Annotated in this window: 16 protein-coding genes and 1 pseudogene; 10 read left to right on the forward strand and 7 right to left on the reverse strand. The window is 71.2% G+C overall.

The window, feature by feature from the left end:
• The first annotated feature begins 250 nt into the window (after window positions 1-250).
• The gene (locus ACFC1X_RS17320) at window positions 251-1456 is read left to right on the forward strand and encodes an IS701 family transposase (protein ID WP_376354314.1); all 1206 of its coding nucleotides are present in this window, start codon (window positions 251-253) and stop codon (window positions 1454-1456) included.
• A gap of 80 nt (window positions 1457-1536) precedes the next feature.
• On the opposite strand, the gene ACFC1X_RS17325 is transcribed toward ACFC1X_RS17320, so the two are convergent.
• Complete coding sequence (locus ACFC1X_RS17325; RefSeq protein ID WP_376354316.1) at window positions 1537-1692, reverse strand: hypothetical protein; 156 nt, start codon at window positions 1690-1692, stop codon at window positions 1537-1539.
• 186 nt (window positions 1693-1878) lie between these two features.
• On the opposite strand from ACFC1X_RS17325, the gene ACFC1X_RS17330 reads away from it, so the two are divergent.
• The 6 genes from ACFC1X_RS17330 (at window position 1879) to ACFC1X_RS17355 (ending at window position 7293) form a co-directional block, all read left to right on the forward strand.
• On the forward strand, window positions 1879-2112 hold the full coding sequence (locus ACFC1X_RS17330) for a hypothetical protein (protein WP_376354319.1): 234 nt from the start codon (window positions 1879-1881) through the stop codon (window positions 2110-2112).
• Between the two features lie 767 nt (window positions 2113-2879).
• Window positions 2880-3374: a hypothetical protein gene (locus ACFC1X_RS17335; protein WP_376354321.1), complete on the forward strand. Its 495-nt coding sequence runs from the start codon at window positions 2880-2882 to the stop codon at window positions 3372-3374.
• The gene (locus ACFC1X_RS17340; RefSeq protein WP_376354323.1) at window positions 3284-4090 is read left to right on the forward strand and encodes a serine/threonine-protein kinase; all 807 of its coding nucleotides are present in this window, start codon (window positions 3284-3286) and stop codon (window positions 4088-4090) included. Before ACFC1X_RS17335 ends, ACFC1X_RS17340 begins: the two co-directional genes overlap by 91 nt.
• Before the next feature lie 1158 nt (window positions 4091-5248).
• Window positions 5249-6241 carry a dihydroxyacetone kinase subunit DhaK gene (dhaK, locus tag ACFC1X_RS17345; protein ID WP_376354325.1) on the forward strand — a complete coding sequence of 331 codons (993 nt, stop codon included), beginning with the start codon at window positions 5249-5251 and terminating at the stop codon, window positions 6239-6241.
• Window positions 6242-6290: 49 nt separating this feature from the next.
• Window positions 6291-6890, forward strand: a complete 600-nt coding sequence (gene dhaL / locus ACFC1X_RS17350; protein ID WP_376354328.1) for a dihydroxyacetone kinase subunit DhaL — start codon at window positions 6291-6293, stop codon at window positions 6888-6890.
• Complete coding sequence (locus tag ACFC1X_RS17355) at window positions 6883-7293, forward strand: PTS-dependent dihydroxyacetone kinase phosphotransferase subunit DhaM (protein ID WP_376354330.1); 411 nt, start codon at window positions 6883-6885, stop codon at window positions 7291-7293. The genes dhaL and ACFC1X_RS17355 overlap by 8 nt, the downstream gene beginning before the upstream one ends.
• Window positions 7294-7390: 97 nt before the next feature.
• Here the strand turns inward: ACFC1X_RS17355 and ACFC1X_RS17360 are convergent, their stop codons facing one another.
• Window positions 7391-8182, reverse strand: coding sequence for a glycoside hydrolase family 75 protein (locus ACFC1X_RS17360; RefSeq protein WP_376354333.1), 792 nt, complete (start codon window positions 8180-8182; stop codon window positions 7391-7393).
• A 383-nt stretch (window positions 8183-8565) separates the two neighbouring features.
• Between ACFC1X_RS17360 and ACFC1X_RS17365 the strand changes: the two genes are divergently transcribed.
• Window positions 8566-9585 (forward strand): fibronectin type III domain-containing protein, encoded by a 1020-nt coding sequence (locus tag ACFC1X_RS17365; RefSeq protein ID WP_376354336.1) that lies wholly within the window; start codon window positions 8566-8568, stop codon window positions 9583-9585.
• A gap of 521 nt (window positions 9586-10106) precedes the next feature.
• Here ACFC1X_RS17365 and ACFC1X_RS17370 read toward each other — a convergent pair.
• Window positions 10107-10691 (reverse strand): annotated as a pseudogene (locus ACFC1X_RS17370) (N-acetylmuramoyl-L-alanine amidase); the annotation flags it as partial.
• Between the two features lie 1121 nt (window positions 10692-11812).
• On the opposite strand from ACFC1X_RS17370, the gene ACFC1X_RS17375 reads away from it, so the two are divergent.
• On the forward strand, window positions 11813-12364 hold the full coding sequence (locus ACFC1X_RS17375) for a hypothetical protein (protein ID WP_376354339.1): 552 nt from the start codon (window positions 11813-11815) through the stop codon (window positions 12362-12364).
• Here the strand turns inward: ACFC1X_RS17375 and ACFC1X_RS17380 are convergent.
• The 4 genes from ACFC1X_RS17380 to ACFC1X_RS17395 all read right to left on the reverse strand — a co-directional run bounded on the left by ACFC1X_RS17380 (window position 12352) and on the right by ACFC1X_RS17395 (window position 16425).
• On the reverse strand, window positions 12352-12915 hold the full coding sequence (locus tag ACFC1X_RS17380; RefSeq protein WP_376354341.1) for a PadR family transcriptional regulator: 564 nt from the start codon (window positions 12913-12915) through the stop codon (window positions 12352-12354). The two genes, ACFC1X_RS17375 and ACFC1X_RS17380, sit on opposite strands and share 13 nt — an antisense overlap.
• A 40-nt stretch (window positions 12916-12955) precedes the next feature.
• Window positions 12956-14971, reverse strand: coding sequence for an FAD-dependent oxidoreductase (locus ACFC1X_RS17385; protein WP_376354344.1), 2016 nt, complete (start codon window positions 14969-14971; stop codon window positions 12956-12958).
• Window positions 14972-15103: 132 nt separating this feature from the next.
• Window positions 15104-15475, reverse strand: a complete 372-nt coding sequence (locus tag ACFC1X_RS17390; protein ID WP_376354346.1) for a hypothetical protein — start codon at window positions 15473-15475, stop codon at window positions 15104-15106.
• A 56-nt stretch (window positions 15476-15531) separates the two neighbouring features.
• Complete coding sequence (locus ACFC1X_RS17395) at window positions 15532-16425, reverse strand: hypothetical protein (RefSeq protein WP_376354349.1); 894 nt, start codon at window positions 16423-16425, stop codon at window positions 15532-15534.
• Window positions 16426-16678: 253 nt separating this feature from the next.
• Here ACFC1X_RS17395 and ACFC1X_RS17400 point away from each other — a divergent pair, with 253 nt between their 5' ends.
• On the forward strand, window positions 16679-18757 hold the full coding sequence (locus ACFC1X_RS17400) for a SpoIIE family protein phosphatase (protein WP_376354351.1): 2079 nt from the start codon (window positions 16679-16681) through the stop codon (window positions 18755-18757).
• The last annotated feature ends 8 nt before the right edge of the window (window positions 18758-18765 follow it).

Genomic DNA, 18765 nt, shown 5'->3' on the forward strand with positions numbered 1-18765 from the left:
GGCCCGGTGATGCGCCGCCTTCGCGGCGTTTCCAGCGCCACGGAGGATATCGCGGGCACGTCGGCCATGACGCCCGACCGCTGCCTGCCGCGCGTGTCCACGCCCGTGTGCGTGCATCGACGCGGCCCCCACTTTCACGCGCGGCCCGCCCTGTCCTGTTGACCACCGCCGATCCGCGTCCGCACGCACCAATCCGGTCGCGGCCGGGGCCGTGCCGCCATGCCTCGACTACGTCAGAAAAGGAAGCGGTATGACTCTCGAAACCGGCGATGTGCCGTGCACGGAATTCCCGTACGACGCTCTGGCGGAAATCGGCTGCGATGCGGCCGGAAGACTGGCTCTCGACCGCTCGGTGGCCGATCTGTCACACATCGTGTTCGCCTCGCTTCCGCGCGCCGATCAACGCCGTAAAGGGCTGATGTATTTACGCGGCTTACTGGGGGCGACCGGTAGGAAATCGATAAGGAATATCGCGGCTTTCCTCGGGGACCAGGTCAACGATCAGAGCCTGCATCACTTCATCAACGACTCGACCTGGGAATGGGTGCCGATGCGTCAGGCCCTGGGCCGTGATCTGGTGCGCCGGCTGCCGTTGCAGGCGTGTGTGCTGCACCCCATCGTCATCCCGAAGTCGGGCACCCACTCGGTGGGCGTGGCCCGGACCTTCTCGTGGGAGCGCGGCCAGGCAGTCACCGGGCAGCAGGTGATCGGCGTGTGGGGGGTCTCCGGGCGCACCGCGACTCCGCTGAACTGGTGGCTGCACCTGCCCGCGCACCGGGGGCGGGGCGAGCGGCCGTCGGTACTGCACCGGGCGGGTCCGAAGACACCGGAGGACTCGATGGTGAGCGCCTATCTGGAGACGGCCGCCCGGTTGCGTCTTCCGCGGCGGCCGGTGACGCTGAACGCCGAGCGGCTGGACGCGCTGAAGGTCGTCACCAGGCTCCGCGCGGCGGGTCTGCCGCACATCTCGCGCATCGCCGCGGACACCTGGCTGCTGCCCAGCGACCCCTCCCTGCCCGGCTGGGGCGCCAGTCCGCTCCAGGCGGGCCAGATCGCCCAGCTCGCCCGGACCGCCCGCAAGCCGGTGCTGCTGCCGAAGCACACCGGGGAGACGCCGGAGCTGGTCGCCACCGTACGGGTACGGCTGCCCACCGTGTCCAACGGGACGGCGCGGATCGCGGACGGCACGGAGCTGCTGCTGCTCGGGATCGGCCGCGGGGGCGTGGAGTGGCCCGAGGAGCTGTGGCTGACGGACATGGTCACGGCCGACCAGGCCATGCTGCTGCGGTTCGTCGGACACGGCCGGCGGGTGGAGCGCACCGGGGTCCCCCGCGCCGACCGGGTGGGCATCCGGGACTTCGCCGGCCGATCGTTCGCGGGCTGGCACCGGCACGCCACGCTGGCGTCCATCGCGCATGCGGCGGCCGAACTCGCCGCGGTGGAGGCGACGGCCTGAAGGGTGTTGCGAGCACAGATGCCATCGACTTCTCCGTCGGTGTCTCGGGCGTTGGATCTGGCGTCGGGTGCGGGCGCGTGTCAGCTGTGGTCGGCGGTCATGCGGTGGAGGACGAGGTGTCCTCGTTCGATGAGGACGGGGTCTTGCTTGGTCAGGCCGGCATGGAGGTAGGAGACGCCCGGGCGCGGGGAGAAGAGGGTCAGCGCCCGGCGCTCGGCGTTCGCTGATGGAAGCACCCCTGTTCGGCAGCACCGTTCCAGGCCGGAGAGACGACATATGCAAGTGCCAGCCGCGACCAGGCGGCTGGCAGACCCTGCAGTTGTAACAAGGCAACTGGGAGGACGAGGACCTGCCCGCCTTGGTCAAGATGGACCGGCGCATCGGCCCGCGTCGCGGACGTCTCTGACAGACGCATCGCCCTTGTGACCGGCCTGGACAACGCCACGGCCCTCCTCGTCGAGGAACCAGAGGACGTGGACGACGTGAGCCTGTGGATAGTCACCCCCGAATTCGAAGAAGCCATCAGACACAAGCGCGCAGAGCTCGATGCGGAGGTGCCGGCCGACGCCGAGGGCGGAGCTTCAGCAGTTGGTGTCCATGCCTCGGCACAGCGGCCCCGAATCGAAGAACTGCTGCGCGCGCGAGACCTTCGTTGAGGAACTCTTCGACGCGCTGCTGGACGAACTGGGCTTCCCTGCGGCTGCCCACTCCACGCAGCAGCCATAAGAAACGAAGTCTTAGCTGGTCAAACTGCATCTGAGCGGTGTACCAGCAGACGAGGAACCTGCTGTGCGCGCTCCGACACCGCAGCCCATTTACGAAGCACCGCCACGACAGCGGTCGTACGCCACAGTCACCCACAGATGGACACACCCTCGACAGGCACGACGCAGCGCATCGGGCTTAGAGCTTGCCCAATCCTCCCGCGCCCGCAAGGGACAGGTCAGGGACAACGCAGGACGGCCGGCGAACTGATCGCCACCAGCCCCTCAGCCATTCGGGCAGGTCAGCGTTCCCTTCCGCGCGGCTTCAGTGGCACCGCAGGCAGCGCGGGAGCAGGCAACGGGGCGCCCTCGTAGCCCTTCACCTCGCCCTCTCAGCAGCAAGGCCAACCGGCGAATCAACGCATCGGACACCCGGCGCCCCCTAGCCGACCGAGAATTAAGTCGATCACGTTTATGCCGGGTCGACCAGCGATTCGCCCATCCTTCCCGACTTGGTTCGGATGTGACCTCCCCAGATGCGGGGGTTCACTCAGCGGGCTCCTCGGGCACCACCGTGACGCCGTTGCCACGAGGCACTCGCCGTGATCCACATCGCCGCCATCGCGATGAACGGGGCTGTTTCCTCACCTATGGCATCGCCGAACGCGTCGAGTGGCGGACTGTCTCGGCGACCCGGGCCCACCGGGACAACCGTCCGAATGCAGACCCGTCAGGCCTCACGCGTTGCGAGCCTCGCCGACGACAACGTCCATCTGCCGTTGACCGCACGACTCGCGGCATCGCTCCTGGCCCTGCCCGAGGTCAAGGTGCGCTACCGAGGACAGCACCTCACTCGTCAGACGTGCATCAGTCGGGACGTCGACCTCAACCTGGACCTCGACCCAGTGATCCTCAAGGGCAAGGCACGGCCTCGACTGCGCGTCGTGGAATGGTCGGTCGACATGCGATCGAAGACACTGCACCTGTGCGACGAGCGAGGTGGGATGGTCACCGAGCACAAACTCGGCCGGATGCCGCCGGCGCCGATCCACTGGACGTCCTACCTGCAGCACAACGGCGCCGCCGCCGGCGGCCCCGTGCGGTGCTTCCGCTCGAGCGCACCGTGCGCTGGACACGCCAGATCTGCGAAGGCCTCGGCGCTGCACACGATGTCAAGGTCATCCATCGCGACATCAAACCCGACAACATCATGATCACCCGAAAGGGAGACGTGAAGCTTGTCGACTTCGGGCTGGCCTACTTAGCCGGTATCACCCAGACGCACACCATTGCTGGCACCCCCCTATACAAGGCACCCGAGCGGTGGCACGGCGATACCGGAAGCGAACGCAGCGACCTGTACTCCGTCGGCTGCGTCCTGTTCGAGATGCTGACGGGGCATCCGCCCTTCGGCAGCCCTCACGACGACCCGATGACCGTGGGCCGGATGCACCAGGACGATACGCCGGCGTTTCCGAGCGACCACCGCCCTGGCATTCCCGCCCAGTTCGACAGCCTCGTCCGGATTCTCTTGGCGAAGGACCCAGCCGACCGTCCCAAGAACGCCCGCGCGGCTGAACGCGCGGTAATCGAACTGTCGCATCTTTTGGACGCAACAGACGGCACCGTCGAACGCTCCGAAGTACCCGACACGCCCGGCAGTAGCACCAGCCTCTCCCAGCACATCGAGGCACTGGACTTGCGTATCTTCGAACTGGAAATCCTTCACGACCGTGGCGATCAACCTCTGATCGAAGCGCGCACCGAACACGCCGAACTCACCGGCCAGTCAGGTGACACCCGCGGAGCAGCCGCTCTGTACGACCGACTCGCCCGTGACTGCCAGGAGTTGTTCGGCCCTTACGATGTTCGTACGCTAGACGCTTTCGAAGGCCTCGCCCGGTGGAACGGCGCAGTGCGAGCGAACTGAAGAGCAGGATGTGGATCTTGGCGCCGGGTTCGCCCCGGTCGAGCGAATTCGACCATACGAGCTGCCCCCTTTCGCCTGCCCCGAGACACAGTCGACCAGAGCAGCGGACCAGTCGAGGCGCAACATCCCCTGCCCGGGCTCCATCCGCGCCGCGCCGGGGGGGGCAGAGGAACTTCGCTCTGGCATGCGCCCGCTGAATTCCGTATGCGTAGCCCGCAGGTCTGCCTCCAAACGCCCCTGCTGCTGGCGCCGGATTGCTCCCGCATCGTCCTTGGGTCGACGGGGTTCAACACTACGGCCGGCCGAACCGGCCCGACGAGAAGGGGCGGGTCACGCAAACCGTGGTGCCGCGCATGTATGCGGAGTTGATCGCCAATGACCGCCGACTCAGGCTCGGCGGGTACGGGGACTTCTTCATCACCCTCCTTACACGACACCAGAAGGCGACGCTGTGAGACGGGGGGACCTGCCCTGGCCCGACAGGTGGCAGCGCTGCCAAGACCCCGGTGGGTTTCGCGGGCGTGGCACAGCGCTGGGGGGATCACCAAGGGCAAGGTGCGAAGGCAGGGGCGTTTTGTGACGGTGGAGTTGGCCGGGTCGGGCAGACGGGGTTCGGCAGGATCGTCACAGCGCTGGTGCACCGCTTGTATGACGTGTCCGCGTGCGGAGGTGGTTCACGGGTGCGGCGGGGACCAGGGCATCGGCATCAAGGCCACGCACGGGCCCGGGTGCGGATCTTCTTCCAGTGAAGTACTACCTGAACGGTTCCCCGACCACGGCGCACACTCACGTCAAGCATGCTTGGACAGTCCACCAGGAGTGACCTGCTCAACCAGCGACCTGCTGGCCAGGGCCCACAAGACGCCGACATCCGGCACAGCCCGTTTCGGGGCATGGGCGCGCCCATGCCCGTCTCGCACGTGACCTTCGCTGCCGCAAGGCCGATACTGCCGACAGCAGGGATCCCGACCAAGCCGCACCCGACCGTCCGACGGACCTGACGAGCCGTCACCGAAGTCAGCATTGAGTCAGCATCAGTACCGCCAGAACCCGCTCCAAGCCGTCACGGAGCGCCAAGATCGAAAACCGCTCCCACCCACTCTGAACAGCAAAGACACAGGTCACTGACTGGCCTGCTAGGCTTCCCAGGAGGTACCCATGAAGATGCTCATCAACGTCCCCGAGACCGTGGTCGCGGACGCGTTGCGTGGTATGGCGGCCGCCCATCCCGAGCTGGCCGTGGATGTCGAGAACCGGGTGATCGTGCGGCGGGACGCGCCCGTGGCGGGGCAGGTGGCGTTGGTGTCGGGGGGCGGGTCCGGGCACGAGCCGCTGCACGGCGGATTCGTGGGGCCCGGGATGCTCGCGGCGGCCTGTCCGGGTGAGGTGTTCACCTCGCCGGTGCCGGACCAGATGGTGCGGGCCGCGGCGGCCGTGGACAGCGGGGCGGGGGTGTTGTTCGTCGTCAAGAACTACACCGGTGACGTGCTCAACTTCGACATGGCCGCCGAGCTGGCCGAGGACGAGGGCATCCAGGTCGCGAAGGTGCTGGTCAATGACGATGTCGCGGTAACGGACAGTCTCTACACGGCCGGGCGGCGCGGCACGGGGGCGACGCTGTTCGTGGAGAAGATCGCCGGGGCCGCCGCGCACGAGGGACGGCCGCTGGAGCAGGTGGAGGCGCTCGCCAAGCGGGTCAACGACAGCTCCCGCAGCTTCGGCTTCGCGCTCAGCGCCGTCACCACGCCGGCCAAGGGCGCCCCGACCTTCGACCTCCCGCCGGGTGAACTGGAACTGGGCATCGGCATCCACGGGGAGCCCGGCCGTGAGCGGCGTCCCATGATGACCTCGGGTGAGATCGCCGAGGCCGCCGTGGACGCGGTCCTCACCGACCTCGCTCCGCGCAACCCGGTCCTCGTGCTGGTCAACGGCATGGGCGCGACGCCGCTCCTCGAGCTGTACGGCTTCAACGCCGAGGTGCAGCGCATCCTCCGCGGGCGCGGGGTCGCCGTCGCCCGTACGCTCGTCGGCAACTACGTCACCTCGCTCGACATGGCGGGCGCCTCCGTCACCCTGTGCGAGATCGACGAGGAGCTGCTCGGGCTGTGGGACGCGCCGGTGAGCACCCCCGGACTGAGGTGGGGCATGTGACGGTGGACGGGGAAGGGATCGCAACGTACCTACCAGGCAAGGAGACACTGTGCTCGACGCCGACTTCTTCCGCCGCTGGATGACGGCCACCACCGCGTCCGTCGACCGCGAGGCGGAACGGCTCACCGCCCTCGATTCGCCCATCGGCGACGCCGACCACGGCAGCAACCTCCAGCGGGGGTTCAGGGACGTGGCGGCCGCGCTGGAGAAGGAGGCGCCGGACACCCCCGGCGCGGTCCTGATCCTCGCCGGACGCCGGCTCATCTCCACCGTCGGCGGCGCCTCGGGTCCGCTGTACGGGACGCTGCTGCGCCGTACCGGCAAGTCGCTCGGGGACGCGCCCGAGGTCAGCCGGGAGCAGTTGGCGGAGGCGTTCCGGACGGGTGTGGATGCCGTCATGACGCTCGGAGGTGCCGCGCCGGGTGACAAGACGATGATCGACGCCCTGGTGCCGGCCGTGGACGCCCTCGGTGACTCGTTCGCCGCGGCGCGTACAGCGGCCGAGGAGGGGGCCGAGGCGACCACACCGTTGCAGGCCCGCAAGGGCAGGGCGAGCTACCTCGGCGAGCGCAGCATCGGGCACCAGGACCCCGGGGCCACCTCGTCGGCACTGCTCGTCGCGGCACTGCAGGAGGCGGCCGGTGAGTGACGAGAAGCTGGTCGGGATCGTACTGGTGTCGCACAGCGCCGCGGTCGCCGGGTCCGTGGCGGAGCTGGCCAAGGCGCTGTCGGGCGGTGGCGCGGACGTCCCCGTCGCCCCTGCGGGCGGGACCGCGTCCGGCGAGTTCGGCACCAGCTCCGAGCTGGTGTCGGCGGCCGCCGCGTCCGTGGACCGGGGTGCGGGCGTCGCCGTCCTCACCGACCTCGGCAGCGCGGTACTCACCGTCAAGGCGCTGCTCGCCGAGGGCGACGAACTCCCGGACCGCACCCGTCTGGTGGACGCGCCGTTCGTCGAGGGCGCGGTGGCCGCCGTGGTGACGGCCTCGACGGGCGCCGACCTCGCGGCCGTGGAGGCGGCCGCCGCCGAGGCGTACTCCTACCGGAAGGCCTAGGGCCTCGGCCGGGGCGGTCGGGCGGTCGGTCGGGGGAGCCCGCCCGCCGCGGCGCGCAGCGCGGTGCGCAGGGTCGCGGCCTTCGGTCGCCCCGGTCTCAGTCGTCGCCCAGGAACTCCCGTACCAGCCGCTCCCCCTCCTTCTCCGCGGCCTCCAGGTCCTCGATGGGCTCGACCTCGCTGTCCTTGAAGACGATGTACGTCACGTCGGACGCCGCACCTCCCCCGTGCGGGTCGGCCGGGACGCCGAGCGCCTTCGCGGCGGCGTAGGACGCCTCGCCGATGAGGTCGGGCGGGCCGACGTCGCCGACGACCGCGTACCGCACCCGGCCCCCGTGGACGAGGGCGGCGAGCGAACCGCCGCGCACGTCGTCCTCGCGGTGGTCCCAGATGTCGCTCGGCTCGGGCACGACGACGTAGGGCAGGCGTTCGGCGTCCAGCGGGCCGCCGTCCGACCGGGTGAACGCGGTGGCCGGGCTGAAGTGCGGGTCGCTGCGGCTGTTGCACCGGTCGCCGGGCACCCCGTCGCAGTCCACGTCCAGGTCGGCCTTCCAGTACACGGCATCACGCTTGCCGCAGACCGGGATGTCCGCCGGCGACCCGGAGTCCTCGCGGTAGCGCCCGCGCGAGACGGGTGTGCAGTCCCGTACCTCGGCCAGCAGGTCGGCGGCGCGGACGGGTGCCTCTCGCGCGTTGCCCTTGGGGCGGTCCGGGACCGGTCCGATCCGGACTCCGGACCGGTTCGCGCGCCCCGGGACGTCCTGGGACCGGTCGTCGGCCAGGTGCCGCGCCGGGAGGTCGGCGCGGAACGGGTGCGGAGCGTCGGGGAACGTCGTGGGAGCGATCAGGGCGGCACTGGCCGCGACCAGCGTCAGCGACTGGACACGCACGATGTGGCCTCTCCTGGGGGACATGGGCGGGCACTCGGCCCCATATGTCCCCGATTCGGCCGTGCGGCCACCTTTCACAGGGCCAGACGGTGCACGCCCCGGTCCTCCGCGCCCGCCTCGGGGGGCGACCGGGGGCGGGCGCGCCGGGCCTGTTACGGCTCCCGGCACGCCCGGCCACCCGCGCCGGCACGGGATCTGCGACGACAGCGGTCCGCGCCTCCGGCCCGAACCCACCTGGAATCCCCCGGAGTTCGACCCTCAGGTGACTCAGCATACGTAACTCAGTGACGGCCCTCTTGATGTGATCGCGTCACGGGCGTCATATTGGTCCGGACCATTGCCGTCGCATCGAATCGGACCGACGCCCCACCGGAGGCTGAGCCGTGCGAGACGTACCCGTTCCCGCTGTCCCCGCTCCCGCCGCCGTCCCCGGCGTGTTCCTGCGCCGGTGCGCCCTGCCCCTGCTCTGCGGCGCGGCCGTCCTGCTGACCTCCTGCGGCACGGGCGCGGGCGGGGAGGGGGAGGACGGCGGGCTGCCCGGTGTCCCCATGGGCGTCACCGCCGAGGCGGGCAGCGCGACGACCGTGCACGTGATGTGGAACGCGCTGGACGGGGCCGAGACCTACGAGGTGTACCGCGGCGGCACGTTGGTCAAGAAGGTACCGGCGTCCGACCGCATGACGGACGTCACCCGGCTGCGCCCCTCGACGGCGTACGCCTTCACCGTGCGGGCGCGCGACGCCGACGGGCGGCTCGGGCCGCGCAGCCGGGAGGTGAAGGCCACGACCCCGGCCGCCGTCACCGACGCCTTGGCCCCCACCCGCCCGGAGGGCGCCAAGGGCCGGGCGGCGGGCGGCCGGGCGGTGCAGCTCACCTGGTCGGCCGCGAAGGACGACCGCAAGGTGGTGTCGTACGACGTCTACCAGGGCGACACGAAGGTGCACAGCGTCGGCGGCGCCCAGACGGCGGCCGTGGTCACGGGGCTGCGGCCGGGCACCCGTTACACCTTCACGGTGCGGGCGCGCGACGCCGCCGACAACGTCTCCCCCGCCAGTGCGGTCGTCCGGCTCTCCACCCCGGGATCCGACGACGGCCGCGCCTCCGCGCCCACCGGTCTGCGCGCGGCCTCCCATCTCGCCGACGGGGCGTACTACCTCGACCTGACCTGGATCCCGCCCCGGACCGACGGCCCGGTCGCCGAGTACCAGATCCACCTGGACGGCCGTCCGGCGACCTCCCTGGTCTACGGCGCCGAAGCGCCGCGCGACCTGGCCGAGTACAGCTTCTACGCGGGACGGGAGGCGGGTGTCACGCACCGGGTGCGGATCCGGGCCAGGCTGGCCGACGGCACCTGGGGCGGCTTCTCGGAGGAACGGAAGGTGACGTTGGGCGCGGGCGGCTGACCTCGGCGCGGCTCGGGCCGGGCGAGTTCGAGGGCCGTCACGAGGCCGCGCGCCGGCAACGGCGGCCTTCCAGTAGCGCGCGATGCTCATGACGCCTCCCAGTAGAGGCCACGCACGTACGCGGCGTTGATCGTGATCGGCTCCTGGTCGCTGGAGTCAGCCGGGTAGTACATGAACTCAAACCGCAACCGCTCGTTGGCGACGATGGAACCGCTGTTGTGGAAGTCCGGGAACGAGCTGCCGTCGGTGCCGATGCGTTCGATGATCGGGCCGTTCCAGCGGGAGCCGTTCGGACGCAGGTGGTAGAAGCGGCCCTGGAGCGTGGAGCCCGGCGGGACTTCCGCCTGAACTTGGGCCATGGCCTGGTAGTGGGACGCGCCGGTGAGCAGGTCCACCCCGTCGACGTTGAGCGTCATCCACTTCCGCGGCGTGATCCGCTGGTCGTCGCTGTCGTAGCGGCCGATCGCGTGCGGCATGTCTTCCTCCTCGGGATCGCCGGGGTTCCATCCGGCGGGGTGGGTGAGGCGTTCTTCGACCCGGGCGCGCATCGACGCCATCGTGAAGCCGCGCGGGTCGACCTTGCCGGGCTGCCACTCCAGGTGGCCGATCACCGAGCGCTCGTTCCAACCGTGGTGCCGGCAGACCGCGGCGGCCGCGCGCTCGATCGCGTCCATCTGCTCCGACGGCCAGGGGTCGTCGCCGTCGCCCAGGTTTTCGCACTCGAAGCCGTAGAAGTGCCGGTTGCCGTCGGTGTTCGACTCGTTGTCCGACGGCAGTGGAGTCTCGTTGATGACGGCGCGTAGGACGTCGTCGTCTCCCAGGCCGGCGTGGTTGGCGCGGCCGTAACCGACCAGGTGCACACGGCCGTCCTTGGTGATGACGCCCTGGCACAGAGGGCCGGGCAGACCCTCGTAGCCCTTCCGGCAGATCTCCACCGTGCGGGCGCTGCCCTTGGTCACGGTGTGGTGGATCATCACGCCGTTGACGGGCCCCCAGGGGCCCTTGTGGTTGCGGTTGTGGTTACGCCAGTCGCCGACTTCGACGACGACCAGGCCCTCGTCGCGGAGCGCCTGGAGAAAGCTACCTGCGCTCATGGGGTTGGCCATCACACACGCTCCACGCGCCGGTGGGCGATGTGCCGGGCGTCGTCCTCGCTGAGCCGGTACCTTGCGGTGCGGCCCGGGCTGGGTGGCTGGGACATGGTCAGCCTCCGATCAGGATCCGAAGTGGTCGTGCCTGACAGCACGGTGAGCGTGTCGGCCTCGCGACGGCCGAGCCGATCAGGGCGACGACAGCGAAGATGCCGGCCTGGGGCGAGTGGTCCGTCCGCCCGCCCCACGTGAAGGTCAGCGCGTTGGACGCGTAATCGGTCGCGGTGCTGTACGGCTCAACCGGCATGTCAGGGCTTCCTCGCCACGATGGTCTCTGCCACGTAGGGGCACTGGACTCGAAATGCCCGGCGGCTGCGAGGCCTACGCCTCCGAGGACACCGGCGAGGCTCGTGCGGCTGACAATCCGGCCAGTGTCGGAGGCTTGCGGCGTTTGAGGCTGCCGGACAGGGTGTCGGTGGCGACGCCGACGGTCTGCATACGCAGCTGGCCGCCGCCTGAGGAACGTTGCGAGCCTCCACTCGCGTGTGCGTTCATGCCTCCCCCTGACTCTCGCACCGTGGCCCCTTGCGGACCCGATGGCGTCGGTGCCGACCGTAGGTCCGTTGAGGGTTGGGCCGCGTCAGCCGCTGGTTGTGCTGTGCGGCAACCCTCGCGGTACCAACCGGCGCGCTACAGCTCGAGGTGTACGCGACACGGTGGACGTCAGACACACGTCAGCCTCGCCTGTGCAGGGCCCGGCCCCTGGCTGCCACGAGCGGGTCTCATGCCGCAATTGGATTTGAGTGGACGATTGTTTACTTAAACTCTCCCGACACCGCGCTTCGAAGCGGCCCGCTACCCAGCCATCGAATGGTCGGCTCGTGACGTCGCGGACGTGGGCCAGGCCGGCCGACGGCACCTGGGGCGGCTTCTCGGAGGAACGGAAGGTGACGGCGTTGGGCGCGGGCGGCTGAGCTCCGTCCGGCTCGGGCCGGGCGGCGTGTCACCTGGGCGGTCGCGCTCGGCATGCGGGTGCGGCCGCCGCACGGTTGGCTGCCACTGAGGGGGCACGGGCGTCCCCGATCTCGGCGACGCAAGGGATGTGCCGCCGACCGTGCCGCCGGAGGGCAGTCCACATGCGCATCTCTTCGCCATTTCTCCGCTCCGGCCTGACCGCGGCAGCCGCTGCCGCACTGCCCGTCGCCCTGGCCGCCGGGCCGGCTCTCGCCGGGCCGGGCATCTCGGTGAGCACCACCGGGACCACGGTGTCGGTCACCACCACGGCCTGCGCCCAGCTCAACGGCAGTTGGGGCACCGCCTCGCTGCTCACCAGCAGCCAGCGCGACTTCGCGCAGGGGCGCCAGGTGGCGCTGTCCGGCACCAGCTCCGGGCAGTCGGCGGCCTGGTCGGGCATTTCGCCGGGCACCTACACGGTGATCGTCATGTGCTCGAACAACAGCACCGCGGGCACCCAGACGGTCATCGTCTCCAGGGCGCCCTCCCCGTCCCCGAGCCGCTCGGCCACGCCCTCGCCGTCCGCGTCGCCGCGCGGTGTCATGGGCGGCCTGGGCGGGGCGATCCAGGACTACGGCACGGCGACCCTGGTGGCGGGCGGCGCGCTGGTGGGCGCCGGTGTCATCGGCGCGGCCTGGTTCCTGCGCCACCGCTCGAAGCCCTACCGGTTCTGAGCCCCGGGCCCCTCGGCGGGCAGCTCGGCGAACTCCGCCAGCGCGTGCCTGAGCCATCCCGTCCAGAAGGTCTCCAGGTCGATGCCGGCCCGCAGCACCAGGTGGCGCAGCCGGTCCTCGGCGCTGTCCCTGCCGGGCGGGAAGTCCCGCTCCTCGATCTCCTGGTACTCCGCCAACTGCCGCTCGTGCAGGTCTAGATGGCGGCGCAGGTCCTCCTCGACACCGGCGGTGCCGACCACCGCGGCGGCCCGCAGGCGCAGCAGCATCGTGTCCCGCAGGGGCTTGGGGTCCTGGGGTGCGGCGGTCCAGCGGGCCAGTTCGGCGCGGCCCGCGGGCAGGACCCCGTAGGACTTCTTCTGCCCGCGGGCCGGCTGCCGGCCGGGCAGCTCGCGGATCAGGCCCTCGCCCTCCAGCTTGCCCAGCTCGCGATAGATCTGCTGGTGCGTCGCCGACCAGAAGTAGCCGATCGACCGGTCGAACCGGCGGGTCAGCTCCAGCCCGGACGACGGCTTTTCGACCAGGGCGGTGAGGATCGCGTGCGGGAGGGACATGCGCTCATCCTAGGGATGCCGCGGGCCGCCCGGACGGCCGCTACAGCGCCGCCGCCAGTTCGGTGCCCTGCTTGATGGCACTCTTGGCGTCCAGTTCGGCGGCCACGTCGGCGCCGCCGATGAGGTGCGCGCTGCGACCGGCGGCGACCAGGTCGTCGTAGAGGCCGCGGCTGGGCTCCTGTCCGGTGCAGAGCACGACCGTGTCGACCTCCAGGACGGTGGACTCGTCGCCGATGGTGACGTGCAGTCCGGCGTCGTCGATCCGGTCGTAGCGCACGCCCGGGACCATGGTGACGCCGCGCTGCCTCAGCTCGGTGCGGTGGATCCAGCCGGTGGTCTTCCCGAGCCCGGCGCCGACCTTGGAGGTCTTGCGCTGGAGCAGGTGGACGACGCGCGGCGGCGCGGGGCGTTCGGGCGCGGCGAGGCCGCCGGGGGTGGCGTAGTCCATGTCGACGCCCCAGAGGCGGAAGTACGTCGACGGGTCCTCGTGCGCCTTGTCGCCGCCGTCGGTGAGGTACTCGGCGACGTCGAAGCCGATGCCGCCGGCGCCGAGGACGGCGACGCGGTCGCCGACGGGGGCGCCGTCGCGGAGCACGTCGAGGTAACCGACGACGCTGGGGTGGTCGATGCCGGGGATGTCCGGGGTGCGGGGCGTGACGCCGGTGGCGACGACGACCTCGTCGTGGCCGGTGAGGTCGTCGGCCGCGACCCTGGTGTTGAGGCGTACGTCGACGCCGTGCGCGGCCAGTTGGGTGCGGAAGTAGCGCAGCGTCTCGTCGAACTCCTGCTTGCCGGGGACCTTGCGGGCCACGTTGAGCTGGCCGCCGATCTCGCCGGCGGCGTCGAAGAGGGTGACCTCGTGGCCGCGTTCGGCCGCGCTGACCGCGCAGGCGAGCCCGGCGGGTCCGGCGCCGACGACCGCGACGCGCTTGCGCCGCCGGGTCGGGGTGAGGACCAGCTCGGTCTCGTGGCAGGCGCGGGGGTTGACCAGACAGGAGGTGATCTGCCCGCTGAAGGTGTGGTCGAGGCAGGCCTGGTTGCAGCCGATGCAGGTGTTGATGGCCTCGGGGCGGCCGGCGGCGGCTTTGGCGACGAAGTCGGGGTCGGCGAGCATCGGGCGGGCCATCGAGACCATGTCGGCGGTGCCCTCGGCGAGCAGCCGCTCGGCGACTTCGGGGGTGTTGATGCGGTTGGTGGTGACGAGCGGCACCGTTACCTCGCCCATCAGGCGCCTGGTCACCCAGGTGTAGGCGCCGCGCGGCACAGAGGTGGCGATGGTAGGGATGCGGGCCTCGTGCCAGCCGATGCCGGTGTTGATGATGGTCGCTCCGGCGGCCTCGACGGCCTTGGCGAGGGTGACCACCTCGTCGAGGGTGGAGCCGCCGGGCACCAGGTCGAGCATGGACAGGCGGTAGACGACGATGAAGTCCTCGCCGACCGCCTCGCGCACCCGGCGGACGATCTCGACGGGGAACCGCGTCCGGTTCTCGTACGAGCCGCCCCAGCGGTCGGTGCGGTGGTTGGTCCGCGCGGCGATGAACTCGTTGATCAGGTAGCCCTCGGAGCCCATGATCTCGACGCCGTCGTACCCGGCCCCGCGCGCCAGTCGGGCGGTGCGGACGTAGTCGTCGATGGTGCGCTCGATCTCGGCGTCGGTCAGCTCGCGGGGCACGTGCGGGCTGATCGGGGCCTGGAGCGCGCTCGGGGCGACCAGGTCGGCGTGGTAGGCGTAGCGGCCGAAGTGCAGGATCTGCAGGGCGATGCGGCCGCCCTCGCGGTGCACGGCGTCGGTGACGACGCGGTGCTGCTCGGCCTCGTCCTCGGTGGTGAGCCTGGCGCCGCCCGGGTAGGGGCGGCCCTCGTCGTTGGGGGCGATGCCGCCGGTGACGATCAGGCCCACTCCCCCGCGGGCCCGGGCCGCGTAGAAGGCGGCCATGCGCTCGAAGCCGTTCTCCGCCTCCTCCAGGCCGATGTGCATGGAGCCCATCAGGACCCGGTTGGGGAGCGTCGTGAAGCCCAGGTCGAGCGGGCTCAGCAGGTGGGGGTAGCGGCTCATCGGGGCCTCCGTGCGGGGTGTGGTGCCTCCGTTGTAGAGGAAGGCCGCCCCTTTATGCAACTAGTTGCACAAAGAGGCGGCGCACACCACACCGACGCACACCACACCGCCGCACCGCGGGGCCCGCTCGGCTCAGCGGCTCTCGAGCCGTACGTGCAGCTCGCGCTCCTGGTCCCCGGAGGCCATGCTCAGGTCGCGCACGGTGAACAGGGAGTCCAGGGTGGTGCGGAACCTCTCGATCGCCCAGTAGCCGCCCTGCACGTCGGCCTCCACGGACTCCCGGAGCCGGGCGGGGTCGCACTCGCCCCGGTGCGCGTCGGCCACGTCGAAGGTGCCGAGCCACACGGTCGGGCGGACCTCGTGGTACTCCCGGGTCACGTCGCCCGCGTGCCGGTCCGACCCGTAGCACGCGCACAGCGCGTCGAACACGGTCCGGGCGTCCTCCTTGCTGCACCCGCTCAGCTCCACGGAGACGGATTCCGGATGCAGTCGCTCAGCGTCCATCGTGATCGCTCCTCTCGCGGCCATACCACCAGAAAAGCACCACCTGGTGCCGAGCACTACCGGGTGAAGCGGTAGGTCTTGCTGTCGGTCAGCACGCAGAATCCCGGCGAGACGACGATCACCCGCAGGGTGCCGGTGCGGCGGTCGTAGTCGATGCCCTCCGTCTCGAAGTCGCCGGAGCAGGCGCTGCGCAGGGGCAGCTGCCGCAGGGCGGTGACGTGGCCGGTGACGTCCGCGGTGCCGTTGGGCGCGGCGGACAGGTCGATCCGCAGCAGGGGTTTGGTGATGCCGAAGAGAGTGCCCGCCGGGTCGTCCGAGGAGCACAGCAGGGTGGTCGCGTCGAGGAAGTCGCAGCCCTGGACGTCGCGCACGGCGTGGTCCAGGCGCACAGTGGCCGCCTGCGGGAGGTTCGCGGACGGCGAGGTGGCCGGGTTGACGCCGGGTGTCGGGAAGACCAGCAGCCGGTCCATGGTGCCCCACTCGCCGGAGAGCATCCACTGGCCGTCCGGCGAGACGGCGGACCAGGAGTTGTTCCGCGCCTCACCGGGGCTGAGCGTGTGCACGTACTCCGCCCAGCTTCCGTCGGGCTCCTGTACGCGGAACATCTTCGTGTTGCCGTCGTCGCGCTGGTACGGCTCGACGTAGTGGCCGTCGTAGGAGGCGTCGGGGTCGCCGACGTGGTTCCAGCCGCGGGTGCTGAGGTCCAGCGGGATGGTGCCGATGCCGGTGTAGCGGTTGGGGCTGCCGGCCGGGACCTCGACCGAGGCCAGGCCCTGGCTCTCGGTGAGCGGGTCGGCGCGGTCGGAGCCGACCTCGGTCCAGGTGTCGGCCCCGGACAAGGCGTCTGCGGCGGGTGCGGCGGTCGCCGGGCCCGCGAGGCCGGCGGAGAGGGCAAGGGCGGCGAGTCCGGTCAGGACGGTGTGACAACGTTGCCGGGCGCGCAGGGGCATGGCGGCTCCTCGGTGGGGGGCGGGCGGCAAGGACGGGGCGTGCGCGTTCGGCGCACAGTCTGGACCGCCCCACCTAGGCATGTACAGACCAACTCCGGACGCTTCGTGCGGCGGTCACCGCCGGGCCGGGAGATGCTGGAAGGAGTCCGCGGAGCCGCTCGGAATCGGCCCTGTGCGCGGCGGAACGCGGTAGAACAAAGGGAGTCGGCATCAGGAAGGCGTGCCGCGCGGAACGGTGAAGGCGGGGCGTGGGATGAGTGCATCCGGGTCTGCCGGGTTCGAGGGCGACGCGTCGCCGCGCGGCCCCGTGCGGCCCAGCGGACTGCTCGACCTGCTGAGCGTGGCCTCGGTCGTGCTGGACGCCGAGGGCCGGATCGTGCTGTGGAGTCCGCAGGCGGAGGAGCTGTTCGGCTACTCCGCGCAGGAGGCGCTGGGGCAGTACGCCGCCCGCATCATGGTCCACGAACGCCACCTCGACCTGGTCGTCAAGCTGTTCTCCGACGTCATGCGGACCGGACGGAGCTGGGCCGGGGCCTTCCCGGTCCGGCACAAGGACGGCGGCACCCGGCTGGTGGAGTTCCGCAACATGCGTCTGCTGGACGACCGCGGGGACGTCTACGCGCTGGGGCTCGCGGCCGACCAGTCGACGGTGCGGCGGCTGGAGCGCGACCTGGCGCTGTCCTCACGGGTGATCACGCAGTCCCCGGTCGGGCTGGCGGTGCTGGACACCGACCTGCGGTACGTCTCGGTCAACCCGGCCCTGGAGCGGATCAACGGCATCCCGGCCGACGACCATACCGGCCGGAAGATCCACGAGCTGCTGCCCCGGGTGGACGCGACCCGGCTGGAGGCCGCGGCACGGGAGGTGCTGGAGACCGGGGAGCCGGTGATCGACCGGCCCACGACCGGACGGACGCCCGCCGACCCGGACGAGGACCACGCCTGGTCCGTCTCGCTGTACCGGCTGGACGACGCCCTCGGCACGGTCCTGGGCGTGGCCGTCTCGGTCGTGGACGTCACCGAGCAGTACCGGGCGAGCGCCGAGGCCGAGGCCGCGCGGCGCCGGCTGGCCTCGGTCGCGGACGCCTCCGCCCGGATCGGCACCACGCTGCAACTGGACCGCACCGCGCACGAGCTGGCCGACGTGGCCGTGCCCGGCCTCGCCGACGTCGCCGCCGTGGATCTCCTTCAGGCCGTGGTGGAGGGCCGGCGCAGCAATCTGGGCCCGGCCGAACCGGCTGTGATGAGGGCGCTGGCCGTGCACGCGGACGACGCCCCCGACGCGCTGATGGCGGCCGACCGGCCCGGCCAGGTGGCCCGGTACGGGCCGGACCGCCTGGTCACCGAGTGCGTGCGCAGCGGGCGGCCGGTGTGGGTGGCCCGGGTGGCCGGTGCGGACCTGGAGCGCATCGCCCGTTCACCGGAGGCGGTGGAGCTGCTGCGCCGGGCGGGCGTGCACTCGTACCTGGCCGTCCCGCTGATCGCGCGGGGCGAGGTGCTCGGCGCCCTGGACCTGAAGCGGACCGCCAACCCGCTCCCGTTCGGGGAGGACGATCTGCTGCTGGCCAAGGAGCTGGCCGCGCGGGCCGCGCTGCAGATCGACAACGCCCGCTGGTACCAGAACGCCCGCACCACCGCCCTCACTCTGCAGCGCAGCCTGCTGCCGAGCCATCCGCCGGTGACCGGCGGCCTGGAGGTCGCCTCCCGCTACCAGCCGGCCGGGGCCACCAGCGAGGTCGGCGGCGACTGGTTCGACGTGATCGAACTGGAGGGGTGCAAGACCGCGCTCGTGGTGGGCGACGTGATGGGCAGCGGCATCGCGGCGGCGGCCTCGATGGGGCGGCTGCGGACCGCGACGAACACCCTGGCCGCCCTCGACCTGGATCCGGCGCTGCTCCTGGAGCACCTGGACCGCACCACTGCGGGCCTGGACCAAGCCATCGCGACCTGCGTCTACGCCGTGCACGACCCGCACGAGAGGCGGTGCCTGATCGCCAACGCCGGGCACCTGCCGCCGGTGCGGCTGCGGGCCGGGCACCCGCCGGAGCTGCTGGACCTGCCCACCGGGGTGCCGCTCGGCGTGGGCGGCGTCCCGTTCTCCACGACCGCCGTCGCCCTGGAGCCGGGCGACCGGCTGGTGCTGTACACCGACGGCCTCGTCGAGACCCGCCGGCACCCCCTGGACGAGCGGCTCAACGCCCTGCTCGCCCTGCTGGACGGCCCGGACCGCCCCCTGGAGGAGGTCTGCGACCAGCTCCTGCGCACTCTGCACGAGCCGGAGAACTCCGACGACGTGGCCCTGCTGATCGCCCGCGCCACGCCGCCCGCCTAGAGGTGCCG

Source organism: Streptomyces sp. NPDC056128, assembly GCF_042263835.1.
Lineage (GTDB): Bacteria > Actinomycetota > Actinomycetes > Streptomycetales > Streptomycetaceae > Streptomyces.

What these genes read in the sequence shown, in the direction of transcription:
- ACFC1X_RS17320 (WP_376354314.1), top strand. Translation starts at nt 251, where the DNA reads ATGACTCTCGAAACCGGCGATGTGCCGTGCACGGAATTCCCGTACGAC.
- ACFC1X_RS17335 (WP_376354321.1), top strand. Translation starts at nt 2,880, where the DNA reads ATGCAGACCCGTCAGGCCTCACGCGTTGCGAGCCTCGCCGACGACAAC.
- dhaK (WP_376354325.1), top strand. Translation starts at nt 5,249, where the DNA reads ATGAAGATGCTCATCAACGTCCCCGAGACCGTGGTCGCGGACGCGTTG.
- ACFC1X_RS17375 (WP_376354339.1), top strand. Translation starts at nt 11,813, where the DNA reads ATGCGCATCTCTTCGCCATTTCTCCGCTCCGGCCTGACCGCGGCAGCC.
- ACFC1X_RS17380 (WP_376354341.1), bottom strand. Translation starts at nt 12,915, where the DNA reads ATGTCCCTCCCGCACGCGATCCTCACCGCCCTGGTCGAAAAGCCGTCG.
- ACFC1X_RS17385 (WP_376354344.1), bottom strand. Translation starts at nt 14,971, where the DNA reads ATGAGCCGCTACCCCCACCTGCTGAGCCCGCTCGACCTGGGCTTCACG.
- ACFC1X_RS17390 (WP_376354346.1), bottom strand. Translation starts at nt 15,475, where the DNA reads ATGGACGCTGAGCGACTGCATCCGGAATCCGTCTCCGTGGAGCTGAGC.
- ACFC1X_RS17395 (WP_376354349.1), bottom strand. Translation starts at nt 16,425, where the DNA reads ATGCCCCTGCGCGCCCGGCAACGTTGTCACACCGTCCTGACCGGACTC.
- ACFC1X_RS17400 (WP_376354351.1), top strand. Translation starts at nt 16,679, where the DNA reads ATGAGTGCATCCGGGTCTGCCGGGTTCGAGGGCGACGCGTCGCCGCGC.